The organism is Arenibacter sp. 6A1 (assembly GCF_012272855.1).
GTDB lineage: Bacteria > Bacteroidota > Bacteroidia > Flavobacteriales > Flavobacteriaceae > Arenibacter.
In genome coordinates, this window is the sequence record NZ_JAAXCQ010000001.1 from 219,408 (window position 1) to 234,126 (window position 14,719).

Here is a 14,719-nt window from a genome sequence, read left to right on the forward strand (position 1 = left end):
GTGAATTTATTTAATGCATGCCCTATAGGCCTGTTGTATCCTTATAAAACTTTTTATAGGCTCCTTGGATTGCCATATAGCACCCAACACCCCAATACCGCTATATCCTAAAGCTACCGTCTGGGCTATTGTTTCCTCACGGATTCCCCCCAAACCGATGATCTTTTTGGGTACATGGCCTATGTTAAAGCCCTTCCCCTGATATCCTTGTTTGGAAATGGAAGTAAAAACCGGACTTAACAAACAGTAATCAAATGGAATTTTACAGTCAGACAAAGCCTCTGGTTCATGAAAAGAACTGCTAACTGTAAAGCCTTTGTCCCGATAGTTTTGCACATAGGGCAGCAGCCCTTCCTTTAAATCGGTTCGCAGCTGTTCTTTTAAATGTACTCCCTTTAGGGTGTATTCCTCGGCCAGGGCATGAAAACCATGCGTTACAATTCTGGCGTGGTATTCGGAATCGATTAGATCTAAAAACCGACGGCATTCTTCCAAGGATTTTGCAGGTTTCCTAAAGTGATAGCTTGCTAGGCCTGCTTTAAACAATTGGTTAAGGTGGGCGGTTTCATTTTCCAGGTCTTTTTCTGATGCTATAAGAAGTATCATATTTATGGGTTAGGGATTGCAGCGGCATCCTTTTTTATTTTTATAAAAAAGATATAGCGGAAAGCCCGACCACGCCATCTGATGGCGTGGGGACCTCCTAAAAAAGTTTACAAATACACTTCGCTACCTTTATCTTTAAATTCCTGTGATTTTTCTTCCATGCCCTTGGCAAAGACCTCATCGTTCTTTATTTCGTTTATGGCGGCAAAATCGCGTACTTCCTGAGAAATTTTCATGGAGCAGAATTTTGGCCCGCACATAGAGCAGAAATGGGCAATTTTAGCGCCTTCGGCGGGCAGGGTCTCATCGTGGTATTCCCTTGCCAATTCCGGATCTAGCGACAGGTTAAACTGATCTTCCCAACGGAATTCAAATCGCGCTTTACTCAAGGCATCGTCCCTATGCTGGGCACCGGGGTGGCCTTTAGCAAGATCTGCCGCATGGGCCGCAAGTTTATAGGTAACCACACCAGTACGCACGTCGTCTTTATTGGGCAATCCTAAGTGCTCCTTAGGAGTAACATAACACAACATAGCACAACCGAACCACCCGATCATGGCCGCCCCGATCCCAGAGGTAATATGGTCGTAGCCAGGAGCGATATCCGTGGTCAGTGGCCCCAAGGTATAAAAAGGCGCCTCGTTACAGGCTTCTAATTGCTTGTCCATATTGGCCTTTATCATATGCATGGGCACGTGTCCTGGACCTTCGATAAAGGTTTGAACGTCGTGTTTCCAGGCAATTTTTGTCAGTTCTCCCAAGGTTTCCAATTCTGCAAACTGCGCCTCGTCATTGGCATCGGCAATAGAACCGGGACGTAGGCCATCGCCTAGAGAAAAGGCAACATCGTAGGCTTTCATAATTTCACAAATCTCCTCGAAATGGGTATATAGGAAGCTTTCCTTATGATGTGCCAAACACCATTTTGCCATAATAGAACCTCCGCGAGAAACAATGCCAGTGATGCGTTTTGCGGTCATGGGAATATAGCGCAGGCGTACCCCGGCATGGATCGTAAAATAGTCTACTCCCTGCTCTGCCTGCTCTATAAGGGTGTCCCTATAAATTTCCCAGGTAAGGTCTTCGGCCTTCCCATTGACCTTTTCCAAGGCCTGATATATAGGCACGGTACCGATTGGCACCGGGGAATTCCTCACAATCCACTCCCTAGTTTCATGGATGTTTTTTCCGGTCGATAGGTCCATAATATTATCGGCGCCCCAACGGCATGCCCAAACGGCTTTTTCTACCTCTTCCTCGATACTAGAGGTCGTGGCCGAATTTCCGATATTGGCATTTATTTTCACCAAAAAATTCCGCCCCAAGATCATGGGCTCGCTTTCGGGGTGGTTAATATTGGAAGGCAGCACGGCCCGTCCCCTGGCAATCTCGTCACGTACAAATTCGGGGGTAATTTTTTCGGGAATACTAGCCCCAAAGCTTTGCCCTTTATGTTGTTCCGACAAGCGCGTCATTTCATCTATACGCTGGTTTTCCCTAATGGCCACATACTCCATTTCCGGGGTAATAATCCCCTGCTTAGCATAAAATAGCTGAGAGACATTCTTTCCTTTTTTGGCTCGTAAAGGCTTTTTAAGGTGCGAAAAACGCAAATGATCCAAGCGTTTGTCGTTTAGGCGCTGGTTGCAATACTCAGAGGAGAATTCATTTAATTCTTCGACATCGCCACGGTCTAATATCCATTGTTTTCGAATAGGTGCTAAGCCTTTATGTATATCTATCGCTATATTGGGATCGGTATAGGGTCCGGAGGTATCGTAGATGGTTACCGGCTCATTCGGAATCTTCTTTCCGGTTAATGAATCGGTGGTATCGCTGAGCAATATTTCGCGCATTGCTACTTGGAGCTCGGGATAGATTTTTCCAGGTACATAAATTTTTTGAGAACTAGGAAACGGGTGTCTCGTAATACCGTCTTTTTTTGGTGCTGTGTCTTTTGTTTTCATTTTTACATGTTATGGCACAGGCTACAAGGATTTTTCCTACAGCCCAAGCACAGTTATACTTCGTGTTAAAAAAATGGAACCTCCTAGCCGCCTTGAGTGGCAGTAATGACCAAAACCTTGTCGTTCTGACATAAACTGGTCTTGGACCAATGGGCTTTTGAAATGATTTGTTGATTTACAGCTACGGCAATGCCGTTCAAAGAAAATTGTAGCTGGTCCAAAACCTCGTCGAGCGAAGGAGGTGTTTTAAATTGATGCTCTTTGTCGTTTACTCTAATTGTAACCATACGAATAAAACCTTCCGCTTAGGAAAAGCCGTTTTTAACGTTCATAATTAAATTATGCAAACCAAAAAGGAAGTGTGTGGAAATATAAAAGTGCAGGGCACATCATTGCATGAAGGTGCCTGTAAATTTTCCCTACGTTGGTATCAACCAAATCAGGTTCTAAGGATATTTCTCAAACTATTGCTAGTTACTCCCAAAGTTTACATGGCGAATATATCATTAAAAATTAAACTCCGCTAATTATTTACAATTTAAGCAGCTGTTGTGAATTTTATAAAGTCGCACTTTAAATGCTTTGGATAAGGCAATAGCCTATTTATACTTTCATCGCTAATGACTACCTTTGTATGGTTTTTTAATATACTATGAATAAAATAAGCTCCAAGACACTTCAAGATTTAGAATTCAATACGGTTTTAAAACAACTTTCGGTTCGTTGTACTACCGAATTAGGAAAGGAAGAGGTTTTGCTTTTAACCCCCTTATCGAGCAGGGAACATATATTGGATGCTTTGGGGCAAACCTCGGAGTATCTCTCTTCTTATCAGAACGACAATAGCATTCCCCACCATGGTTTTGATTCGGTAAATCAGGAATTAAAACTCTTAAAAATTGAAAATACCACCTTAGAAATTGGAAGTTTCAAAAAAATTGGCAGCATCTTCCATAATGTGGCCACCCATATAAAATTTTTCAAGAAATTTAAGGACTATTATCCCTTGCTACATAAGGTTTCCGAGACCGTACATTTGAATACGGAGGTGCCTACAAAGATAGATTCGGTCATTGATAAGTTTGGTGAGATTAAGGACGATGCCTCTAATAATTTACACCAACTACGAATAAACATCAATACGGTAAAAGGCAAGATCAACCAAAGTTTTGCCTCGGCCCTAAGCACTTATCACGCCTCTGATCTTTTGGACGAGATACGAGAATCTGTGGTAGACAACCGGCGTGTACTTGCCGTAAAGAGCATGTACCGTAAAAAAGTAAAGGGTGCGGTTATGGGGACTTCCAAAACGGGAAGTATTGTTTATATAGAACCGGAGGCTACCTTGCGTTATAGCCGCGAATTGGGAAATTTAGAATTTGAAGAACGTGAGGAGATCCGAAAAATCCTGAACGAGCTTACCAATTTCATTCGCCCTTATGCCCCCGATTTATATGCTTATCAACAGTTTCTAATACATATAGACATTACCGCTTCCAAGGCGAAATATGCCTTGGAAATGAATGCGCTCTTACCGACCATTAGTGAAAATAGGGAAATGTATTTAAAAGATGCATATCACCCATTATTATTTTTGAGCAATAAGTACAAAAACGAAACCACCTATCCACAGACCATTGAGCTACATGAGGAAAATAGGATTATCGTTATCTCGGGTCCCAATGCAGGTGGTAAGAGTATTACTTTAAAGACTATCGGACTTTTACAGTTGATGTTGCAAAGTGGGTTATTGATTCCGGTTCATGAGCGGTCCAAGGTATGTTTGTTCGACCATATTTTAACGGATATAGGCGACAACCAATCTATAGAAAACCACCTGAGCACCTATAGTTACCGTCTTAAGAACATGAATTCCTTTTTGCGGAAGTGCAATGACAAAACCTTGTTTCTTATTGATGAATTTGGAACAGGTAGTGATCCCGAACTTGGCGGCGCTTTGGCCGAAACCTTTTTGGAGGTGTTTTATGAACGGGGCGCTTATGGGGTCATTACTACCCATTATGCCAATTTAAAGCTATTGGCCAACGAATTGCCATATGTTACCAATGCCAACATGCTTTTTGACGAAAAGTCCTTAGAGCCTACCTATAAATTGGTTTTGGGACAGGCCGGTAGCTCGTTTACGTTTGAGGTAGCCCAGAAAAATGGAATTCCCTACAGCCTGATCAATAAGGCCAAGAAAAAAATAGAACGAGGCAAAGTTCGTTTTGATGCCACTATTGCCAAATTGCAAAAGGAGCGCAGTAAAATGGAAAAAACAGGCTCGCGATTGCAAGAGGAAGAATCCAAGGCAAGGACAGAGGCTCAAAAACTGGAAGATCTTAATTCGAAGATAAAATCGAAACTAGAAAACTACCAGGAACTCTATGATCATAACCAGCGCATGATCTATTTGGGGAATAAGGTAAACACCCTGGCAGAGCGCTATTTTAACGACAAGAAAAAGCGCAGTATGATTTCGGACCTGCTACAAATAGTAGAGACCGAGAATAGCAAGCGCAAAAAACAAACGGTCAAGGAAATAAAGGCCAAAAAAGAGAAAAAAGCCAAGGTAGAGCAAGAGGTCAACAAAAAAGTTGAAGTTATTCGGGAGGAAAAAAAGATTAAGAAAAAGAAGGCAGAGATCACCGAAAAAAACAAGCCGCGCCCAGTTTTTAAAATTGGGGACCGGGTACGTTTATTGGACGGAAAGGCCATAGGCAGTATTGATAAATTAGAGAAAAACAAGGCTTTTATCAATTATGGGCTGTTTACGACCAATGTCAGTGTCGATCAGCTAGAACTGGTAAATTCAGCGGCAAACATAGCCAAAGGAAAAGGCGTTAAAAAATAATAATAAAACAATGGAAGTCCCACAAGGCAAGAAAATTATCCTCTTCGATGGCGTTTGCAATCTTTGCAATGCTTGGGTTCAGAATGTTATTAAGCACGATGCTGCCGATACTTTTAGATTCGCAGCCCTGCAGAGTACTATAGGTCAAAAATTAGTAAAGGAACGCGGTATAGATGCTACTAAAATAGATTCTATTGTTCTGATAGATCCGGGGGTAGCCTATTACACCAAGTCTACCGCCGCGATACAAATTGTAAAATCCTTTGGAGGATTATGGAGTGCATTAATGGTGCTAGAATGGATACCGGAAGGGTTTAGAAACCTTATCTACGATTATGTTGCCAAAAACAGGTATCGTTGGTACGGGAAGAAAGAAAGCTGTATGGTTCCCCATGTAAGCTTGCAGGGGAAGTTTCTTTAAAATAAGACGGACTAGGTAAGTAGAAAGAAATCGGGGTCTGTTATTTTACAACAAATCTTATAAATATAAATTGTAATTCACTATAAACGTAATATATACTATGGAATACCGTATAGAAAAGGACACCATGGGCGAGGTTAAAGTTCCGTCCGATAAGTATTGGGGAGCACAAACAGAGCGCTCTAGAAACAACTTTAAAATTGGTCCATCGGGCTCTATGCCTTTGGATGTAGTTTACGGTTTTGCATACTTGAAAAAAGCCGCTGCTTACACCAATCACGATTTAGGGGTATTGAGCAAGGAGAAAAGGGATTTGATCGCGCAAGTGTGCGATGAAATTTTAGCCGGAAAGCACGATGATCAGTTTCCGTTGGTTATTTGGCAAACAGGTTCTGGAACCCAAAGTAATATGAATGTCAACGAGATGGTTGCCAACCGTGCACATGAATTGGCAGGAAAAAAGATCGGCGAGGGCGAAAAAACCATTCAGCCCAACGATGATGTCAACAAATCTCAGTCTTCCAACGATACTTTCCCTACTGGGATGCATATTGCGGCCTACAAAAAGATTGTAGAAGTTACCATTCCAGGGGTTACCCAACTTAGGGACACCTTACACAAGAAAGCGCAGGAATTTGCCAAGGTCGTAAAAATAGGACGTACCCATTTAATGGATGCTACCCCTCTAACCTTGGGCCAGGAATTTTCTGGTTATGTTTCTCAGCTAGACCATGGCTTAAGAGCCTTGAACAACACTTTGGATCATTTAAGTGAAATGGCTCTTGGCGGTACAGCTGTAGGAACCGGATTAAACACTCCGAACGGATACGATGTATTGGTTGCAAAATACATTGCCGAATTTACAGGACTACCTTTTAAAACGGCTGAAAACAAGTTTGAGGCCCTTGCTTCCCACGATGCCATTGTAGAAAGTCACGGTGCATTAAAACAATTAGCCGTAGCCCTTAACAAGATTGCCAATGATATTAGAATGATGGCTTCTGGACCTAGATCGGGCATCGGGGAAATTATCATCCCTGCCAATGAGCCTGGAAGTTCTATTATGCCAGGAAAAGTAAACCCTACCCAAAGTGAGGCATTAACCATGGTTTGTGCACAGGTTATGGGGAACGATGTAGCGATCAGTGTTGGGGGAACCCAAGGCCACTACGAGTTAAATGTCTTTAAGCCTATGATGGCGGCCAATATTTTACAATCTGCCCAATTACTAGGGGATGCCTGTGTTAGTTTTGAAGAAAACTGTGCGGCAGGAATAGAGCCAAACCATCAGGTTATAAAGCAATTACTGAATAATTCTCTAATGTTGGTAACGGCCTTAAACACAAAAATAGGCTATTACAAAGCAGCAGAAATCGCCAATACGGCGCATGAAAACGGCACTACTCTTAAGGAGGAAGCCATCAATCTTGGGTACGTAACGGCTGAAGAATACGACGAATGGGTAAAACCAGAAGAAATGGTGGGAAGTTTAAAATAATTTAGTTCAGTTGCCAAAACGCTATGTATGAAAAAAGGCCAATCTGAAAAGATTGGCCTTTTTATTTTAATGGGTTTTAGGTCTTATTTTAGTTGAAACTTAGAAGTCCCCAAAAGTTTTAGACGGTTATCATATACATTCACCATATAATTTCCTTTTTGAAATTCTCCAGTAGCAGGTTTGTCTATAAAGTCACAAACATCCAAAGCGCGGTTTTCATAGTAAAATCCGGTTGCCTTGCTATAAGTCACCATTCCGCCTGCATCGTTTGTTTTAGAAAAGCTCTCTCCCAAAACATTTCCTTGTGGGTCTAACACTTCTATAAAAAACTCCCTATCTCCGGCCTGTGTAATAATATTATCGGCTACGGTAAAACATACTTTCAATTTGTCCGTTGCCTTGGCTCTTGAGGTAGAAACTAGCTTTCCACTAGAACGCTCTTTAATAGCATCAACCGAAAACTTGGATAAGTTTAAGGCCGACCCTTTTTCAACAGCATCGGCTAATTGGGTATTTTGAACTACAAGTGAATCATTAAAAACAGTTTGTCTTTCCAATTCGACATACGTACTATCGCGTTGCATGGCCAAATAAGAATTGGATCTTGTCAAAGAATCCACTTTTCTAAGCAGTTGCTCTCTTTCCTTGGTCAATATTCCCACTTGCTTTCTATAGCGGTAAAGAGAACTGATGTCAGCTTTCATTGTTTGTACCGAGTCTATATATTTAGCGATATTGTCACGTGCAGAAACCAACTCTTCGTTGGTGGCATTACTTTCTAAGATTGCCTTATCGTACTCCGACTTCAAACTTGTCAGATCTTCAACGACCAATTCTTTTTCCTTGGTCAACAAAGCAGTAGTCTTTTGTTTGTCCTGATATAAACTTACCGTATAGATCAGCACTCCAATTAAGACAACCCCTAATAAACCCGCGATAACTTTTAATCCATTATTGCTTTTTGCTTCTGTCATAATCTAAATTATTATTTATTTCTTTTGTTATTTTTTTATTAAAAACATTACAACCATAGGTATATACGATCTAATTATGTTTTTAGATTCCTACAGTATAAAAATATTTTCATACCAAATTTATAAAATGAATTGTTAACTTTATACTTATTATTCTTTTATTCTATGAAGTCGTTAAAAATCCTTCCTTTTAGCTCACAATATGCTGCAGATTTCAAAAATCTTAACATAGCATGGCTAGAGCAGTACTTTTATGTTGAACCAAAAGATATCAATCTTTTGGAAAACTGCGAAGAAACCATCATAAATAAGGGCGGATTCATCTATTTTGCGCAATACAACGATGAAATTGTAGGATGTTTTGCATTGTTAAAGTTGAGTCCCACAGCATATGAACTTGGAAAGATGGCCGTGACCACCAAATATCAAGGATTAAAAATTGGGCAGGCACTTATGAACTTTGCCATAGAATTTGCCCAGGAAAAGCAATGGCACAAACTTGTTTTATATTCTAGCACCAAATTAGAGAATGCCCTACATATCTATAGAAAATATGGTTTTAAGGAGGTGGTCCTAGAAAGCGATATCCCGTATGATCGCAGTGATATAAAAATGGAGTTGGTACTGGATTAAAACCGTACTTCTTCTTACTAATTTAAAATAACATAGTCATGACCTATACGAGCAAAGCAATCATCTTTAATATTTTAGGCTGTGTACTGTTATTTAGCTGTAAGGAAACGCCCAAGACATCTCAAAAGGAAGCTGAAGCATCCCCAGTCACTACTCATCAAAAAGAACTCGGCTTGACCATTGTACCAATAGAACATGCTACAGCTGTTCTGCAATGGGACGATATCACCATTTATATTGATCCGGTTGGTGGAAAAGATGCCTTTACGAATCAGAAAAAAGCAGATTTGATTTTGATTACCGATATCCATGGTGATCATTTTAGCCTTTCTACCCTGGAAGCATTAAACACCCAGAAAGCAAAATTAATTGTCCCACAGGCCGTAGCCGATAACATCCCTTCTGAATTTACACCTCAATTGGATATTCTAAATAATGCCGAAAGCAAGGAACGCTACGGCATTACCATAGAAGCTATCCCTATGTACAATCTTCGGGAAGCTGCCAAAGACTTTCATCCCAAGGGTCGCGGCAATGGTTATGTACTTAGTAAAAACGGTACTCGGATATATTTTTCCGGGGATACCGAGGACATTCCTGAAATGCGCGCGCTACAAAACATAGACAAGGCTTTTATTTGCATGAACCTACCCTATACCATGACGGTCGAAAGCGCCGCCGATGCTGTATTAGCCTTTAAGCCCAAGGAAGTCTACCCTTATCATTACAGAGGTAAACCCGAAGTTAGCGATGTCCTTCAGTTTAAAAAGTTGGTCCATGAAAAGGATTCAACTATAAGGGTCGTACAGTTAGATTGGTATCCTAAGGACGACTACTAAAAAAAAACGGATCCCTAAAAAGATTCTTTCAGGGATCCGCGGTATTAAAGTTACAACAACTATTATCTAATTAACTTCTTATACTTAAGTCGCTTAGGGATTAAATCGCCGCCCAAACGTTTCTTTTTGTTTTCTTCATATTCCGAGAACGACCCTTCAAAGAAATACACTTGCGAATCCCCTTCGAAGGCCAAAATATGTGTACAGATCCTATCTAGGAACCAACGGTCGTGGGAAATCACCACGGCACATCCGGCAAAATTTTCCAAACCTTCTTCTAAAGCTCGTAAGGTATTTACGTCCAAGTCGTTGGTAGGCTCATCTAATAACAACACGTTACCTTCTTCTTTTAAAGTCATCGCCAAATGCAAACGGTTACGTTCCCCTCCAGAAAGCATGCTTACTTTCTTGTTTTGTTCGCTTCCCGAAAAATTAAAACGACTTAAATAGGCTCTTGAGTTCACTTGTCTCCCGGCCATCATAATCAGTTCTTGCTCATCGCTAAAGTTCTGCCATATAGTTTTCTCAGGATCAATATTTGAATGGCTTTGGTCTACATAGGCTATTTTTGCTGTTTCACCTACGATAAACTCACCTTTATTAGGTGTCTCCTCTCCCATTATCATTCTAAAAATAGTTGTCTTACCAGCACCGTTAGGTCCAATAACCCCTACTATTCCCGCCTGTGGAAGTTTAAAATTCAAATCTTCATAGAGCAATTTGTCGTCATAGGCCTTACTTACCCCTACGGCTTCAATAACATTGGTTCCCAATCTTGGGCCATTGGGGATATAAATCTCCAATTTCTCATCCAATTGTTTTTGATCTTGACTCATTAATTTGTCATAGTTCTGCAAACGCGCCTTTTGTTTGGTTTGGCGTCCTTTGGCCCCCTGACGTACCCAATCGAGCTCTCTTTCCAATATTTTCTGGCGTTTGGAAGCTGTTTTGCTCTCTTCGGCCATTCGCTTAGATTTCTGATCTAACCAGCTTGAGTAATTTCCTTTCCAAGGAATACCTTCGCCTCTATCCAATTCCAAGATCCAACCAGCAACGTTATCCAAGAAGTATCTATCGTGGGTTACGGCGATTACCGTTCCTTTATATTCGGCCAAATGATGCTCTAACCAATGTACCGACTCGGCATCCAAGTGGTTGGTAGGCTCATCGAGCAATAATATTTCTGGCTCTTGCAATAATAATCGGCATAGGGCCACACGTCTTCTTTCCCCTCCAGAGAGAACACTTATTTTCTTATCTCCATCGGGCGTACGCAAGGCGTCCATCGCTATTTCTAGCTTGGTATCTAGTTCCCATGCATTAGAGGCGTCAATTTTATCCTGCAACTCTGCCTGTTTGTCCATAAGTTTTTGCATTTTATCTGCATCCTCATAAACTTCGGGCAAGCCAAACATATCGTTTATCTTGTTGTACTCGTCCAAGATAGCAACGGTTTCGGCAACACCTTCTTTGACTATTTCCAATACTGTCTTGTTCTCGTCCAATTGGGGTTCCTGTTCCAAGTACCCTACTTTATACCCTGGCGAAAAAACGACATCACCTTGGAAGTTTTTGTCTACCCCGGCAATAATTTTTAACAAGGTGGATTTACCAGAACCGTTCAGTCCTAAAATTCCAATTTTGGCGCCATAAAAGAAACTTAAATAAATATTCTTTAATACTGGAGTATTCGCAGTCTTATACGTTTTTGTAACCCCAGACATGGAGAAAATTACTTTCTTGTCGTCTGACATAATTTTAGTTGTTTAAAATTTTAATTTTTGTTTTGTTCGTTTTGAAATTACTCATTTATAGTTTTAACACTTTGGACAGTAATTGCATATCATTATGGATTTAATTTCTGGCCATAGCACAATCTCCAAAGAATAGAAGTAAAAAACTCCTTGCTTTTGGAACTATGAACGAATACCTTTTAGGCTCCTAATTGCCTTAGACCGGAAATTGCATCCTATACTTACACTCTTCCTTTTAGCGCATTAAAAACCCAAGCAATTGCAAAGAAACCAATGCCAACCGAGGCAAATCCCCATCCTGCGACATCATCGTATCTAAAAGCCCCTAAGGCAATAAGTGCCAGACCTACGACTATCATAATAAAGGTTGCCCAAGCAAGTACTGTGTTCTTATTCATTCCCATCTTTTAATTGGTTTAATTTGTAGCGTTCAAATATCGTAATTTTTAGATAATATCATCCTTCTAAAACGAAAACTTTAGGGTTCAAAAGGAAAGACGATCCCACTTTGCCTGCGCACCAAATCCAATATCCCTATTAAATCCAAACTATTTTGATGACTCCAAAGGTCACTCTGAAGTTTTCCCTGTCTAATACAATCGTTTACTTCCATGATTTCATAATAGTACCCTCTTCCTTCTGTTGGCATTGGAAAATTCTCTATTTCATTATTTTTTTCCACGCTATACCCCTGTGCCTCATGCCATCTGGGCTGTATACAGACAACTCCTTTATCTCCATAAATTTCGGCTTTCATAGAAGATTTACTAGTAAAACCCGAATACAATACGGCCTGTGCCCGGGGATATTTAAAAATCATTGACGTTTGTACTTCCACACCGTTCTCATAAAAACTAGAAGTTGACAGGACTTTCTCCGGTACACCTAGTAATATATAGGCTAAAAAAGCAGGATAAATTCCAATATCAAGAAGAGAGCCACCGGCCAATTCTGGGTTCAGCACCCTTCCCTTTAAATCCCTATCCATGGCATAAAACGCAAAATCGGCATGTACAAAAGCAATATCGCCTATTTCTTTGGCATCTACCAACTGTTTTACTTTCTGAACCGCGGGGTTAAACCTACTCCAAAGTGCCTCCATTAAAAACACTTTATTTTCTCTGGCACAGGCAATCACCCTTTCCACTTCATCCGTATTTACCCCTAATGGTTTCTCACAAAGCACATTCTTTTTGTAGTTCATGGCCATGAGTGCAATACTGACATGGAAGGTATGGGGAGTCGCAATATACACCACGTCTACTTCCTCACACTGCAATAAAGATTCATAGCTCCCAAAAGATTGTTTTACACCATATTGGGCTGCAAACTCGTTTGCCTTTACTATATTTCTCGATGCTACTGCGATAATTTCTGCATCGTTCACCATGGCCAGGTCCTTCACAAAATGATGTGCTATATTACCTAAACCAATAATACCCCAACGTATTTTTTGTCCCATTTTGCAATTCATTTTGTCAAAGTTAATCAATATTACTCCTTATCTTTATTGCCCTATAGAAACTATAATAAGAATGGATATCAACTTCAATAAAAACGAAGATCACAATAAACTTCTTCTTTCGGGACTTAATAAAAAATTAGCAAAGGTGTATTTGGGCGGTGGCAAGGGCCGTATAGAAAAACAACACGCCCTTGGCAAATTAACAGCTAGGGAGCGAATAGATTACCTACTAGACAAGGATAGGGACGCCATTGAGATAGGAGCCTTTGTTGGTGATGGTATGTATGAGGAACATGGTGGATGTCCCTCTGGCGGTGTGGTGATAAAAATAGGCTTTATCAAAGGCCAGCAATGCATAGTGGTTGCCAATGATGCTACGGTGAAAGCCGGCGCTTGGTTCCCTATTACTGCGAAAAAAAACCTACGCGCTCAAGAAATAGCCATAGAAAACCGCCTTCCTATTATTTATTTGGTAGACAGCGCTGGTGTATACCTTCCTATGCAGGATGAAATTTTCCCTGACAAGGAACATTTTGGAAGGATTTTCAGAAACAATGCCGTGATGAGCAGTATGGGTATCACGCAAATTTCGGCCGTCATGGGCAGTTGTGTTGCTGGAGGAGCTTATCTGCCAATTATGAGCGATGAGGCTTTGATCGTAGACAAAACTGCCAGTATATTTTTGGCGGGCAGTTATTTAGTAAAAGCGGCCATTGGGGAAGTCATAGACAATGAAACCCTTGGTGGTGCAAGTACCCACTGCGAAATTAGTGGGGTCACAGATTACAAGGCTAAAGACGATAAACACGCCTTGGATACCATTAAAAATATAATGGACAAAATAGGTGATTTTGACAAGGCCGGTTACAATAGAAAGGCAGCTATAAAACCTGCTTTAAAGGAGGAGGACATCTATGGTATCCTCCCCAAGTCCAGATCGGACCAATATGATATGCTCGAAATTATTAAACGGTTGGTAGACGATTCCAAATTTGAACAATATAAAGAAGGGTATGGTAAAACAATCCTTACCGGTTACGCCCGTATCGATGGCTGGGCCGTGGGTATTGTTGCCAACCAGCGCAAGGTGGTAAAAACTACCAAAGGAGAAATGCGCTTTGGCGGGGTTATCTATTCCGAATCTGCCGATAAGGCAACCCGTTTTATTGCCAATTGCAATCAAAAGAAAATACCATTAGTGTTTTTACAAGATGTCACCGGGTTTATGGTTGGCAGTAAAAGTGAACATGGCGGTATTATTAAAGACGGAGCCAAGATGGTCAACGCCGTAAGCAACTCAGTAGTACCTAAATTCACCATTGTGGTAGGCAACAGTTATGGCGCAGGGAATTATGCCATGTGTGGCAAGGCCTACGATCCTAGACTTATAGTAGCCTGGCCCAGTGCCGAACTCGCGGTAATGAGCGGAAATTCGGCCGCCAAGGTATTATTGCAAATAGAAACTGCTTCTCTTAAGAAAAAGGGAGAAACTATTACCCCGGAAAAAGAAGCAGAACTTTTTAACAAGATTAAGGCCCGATACGATGATCAAATATCTCCTTATTACGCAGCTTCCCGTCTTTGGACAGACGCCGTAATTGATCCTTTGGACACTAGGAAATGGATTTCTATGGGAATCGAAGCGGCAAACCATGCCCCTATCGAAAAACCTTTTAACATGGGGGTTCTACAGGTATAACATACCCTT

General features: G+C 40.9%; 13 protein-coding genes and 1 riboswitch. Of the genes, 6 read left to right on the forward strand and 7 right to left on the reverse strand.

The features are described 5' to 3' along the window. Window positions 1–6: 6 nt before the first annotated feature. The 3 genes from HCG49_RS00970 to thiS form a co-directional block, all read right to left on the reverse strand. Window positions 7–606, reverse strand: a complete 600-nt coding sequence (locus HCG49_RS00970) for a thiamine phosphate synthase (RefSeq protein ID WP_168467701.1) — start codon at window positions 604–606, stop codon at window positions 7–9. A 107-nt stretch (window positions 607–713) separates the two neighbouring features. Next, entirely contained in the window at window positions 714–2,573 is a 1,860-nt protein-coding gene (gene thiC / locus HCG49_RS00975; RefSeq protein WP_168467702.1) for a phosphomethylpyrimidine synthase ThiC, read from the reverse strand. An 83-nt stretch (window positions 2,574–2,656) separates the two neighbouring features. Next, a complete protein-coding gene (thiS, locus tag HCG49_RS00980; RefSeq protein WP_168467703.1) occupies window positions 2,657–2,860 on the reverse strand; it encodes a sulfur carrier protein ThiS in 204 nt (67 codons plus the stop codon). Window positions 2,861–2,972: 112 nt separating this feature from the next. Beyond that, window positions 2,973–3,065: riboswitch (TPP riboswitch) on the reverse strand. Between the two features lie 160 nt (window positions 3,066–3,225). Here thiS and HCG49_RS00985 point away from each other — a divergent pair. The 3 genes from HCG49_RS00985 (at window position 3,226) to fumC (ending at window position 7,346) form a co-directional block, all read left to right on the forward strand. Further along, window positions 3,226–5,427, forward strand: coding sequence for an endonuclease MutS2 (locus tag HCG49_RS00985; RefSeq protein WP_168467704.1), 2,202 nt, complete (start codon window positions 3,226–3,228; stop codon window positions 5,425–5,427). A gap of 10 nt (window positions 5,428–5,437) precedes the next feature. Continuing rightward, window positions 5,438–5,848 carry a thiol-disulfide oxidoreductase DCC family protein gene (locus HCG49_RS00990; protein ID WP_168467705.1) on the forward strand — a complete coding sequence of 137 codons (411 nt, stop codon included), beginning with the start codon at window positions 5,438–5,440 and terminating at the stop codon, window positions 5,846–5,848. Window positions 5,849–5,948: 100 nt separating this feature from the next. Then, the gene (fumC, locus tag HCG49_RS00995; RefSeq protein WP_168467706.1) at window positions 5,949–7,346 is read left to right on the forward strand and encodes a class II fumarate hydratase; all 1,398 of its coding nucleotides are present in this window, start codon (window positions 5,949–5,951) and stop codon (window positions 7,344–7,346) included. 83 nt (window positions 7,347–7,429) lie between these two features. Here fumC and HCG49_RS01000 read toward each other — a convergent pair whose 3' ends face one another. Further along, entirely contained in the window at window positions 7,430–8,320 is an 891-nt protein-coding gene (locus HCG49_RS01000; RefSeq protein ID WP_072763530.1) for a hypothetical protein, read from the reverse strand. Between the two features lie 165 nt (window positions 8,321–8,485). Between HCG49_RS01000 and HCG49_RS01005 the strand changes: the two genes are divergently transcribed. Then, window positions 8,486–8,953 carry a GNAT family N-acetyltransferase gene (locus HCG49_RS01005; RefSeq protein WP_168467707.1) on the forward strand — a complete coding sequence of 156 codons (468 nt, stop codon included), beginning with the start codon at window positions 8,486–8,488 and terminating at the stop codon, window positions 8,951–8,953. Window positions 8,954–8,991: 38 nt separating this feature from the next. After that, entirely contained in the window at window positions 8,992–9,792 is an 801-nt protein-coding gene (locus HCG49_RS01010; RefSeq protein WP_168467708.1) for an MBL fold metallo-hydrolase, read from the forward strand. 62 nt (window positions 9,793–9,854) lie between these two features. Here HCG49_RS01010 and ettA read toward each other — a convergent pair whose 3' ends face one another. The 3 genes from ettA to HCG49_RS01025 all read right to left on the reverse strand — a co-directional run bounded on the left by ettA (window position 9,855) and on the right by HCG49_RS01025 (window position 13,008). After that, complete coding sequence (ettA, locus tag HCG49_RS01015) at window positions 9,855–11,546, reverse strand: energy-dependent translational throttle protein EttA (protein ID WP_168467709.1); 1,692 nt, start codon at window positions 11,544–11,546, stop codon at window positions 9,855–9,857. Between the two features lie 221 nt (window positions 11,547–11,767). Further along, window positions 11,768–11,950 (reverse strand): CAL67264 family membrane protein, encoded by a 183-nt coding sequence (locus tag HCG49_RS01020; protein WP_072763534.1) that lies wholly within the window; start codon window positions 11,948–11,950, stop codon window positions 11,768–11,770. Between the two features lie 74 nt (window positions 11,951–12,024). Beyond that, entirely contained in the window at window positions 12,025–13,008 is a 984-nt protein-coding gene (locus tag HCG49_RS01025; protein ID WP_168467710.1) for a Gfo/Idh/MocA family protein, read from the reverse strand. A gap of 73 nt (window positions 13,009–13,081) precedes the next feature. On the opposite strand from HCG49_RS01025, the gene HCG49_RS01030 reads away from it, so the two are divergent. Then, window positions 13,082–14,710 carry an acyl-CoA carboxylase subunit beta gene (locus HCG49_RS01030; protein ID WP_168467711.1) on the forward strand — a complete coding sequence of 543 codons (1,629 nt, stop codon included), beginning with the start codon at window positions 13,082–13,084 and terminating at the stop codon, window positions 14,708–14,710. Window positions 14,711–14,719 lie beyond the last annotated feature (9 nt).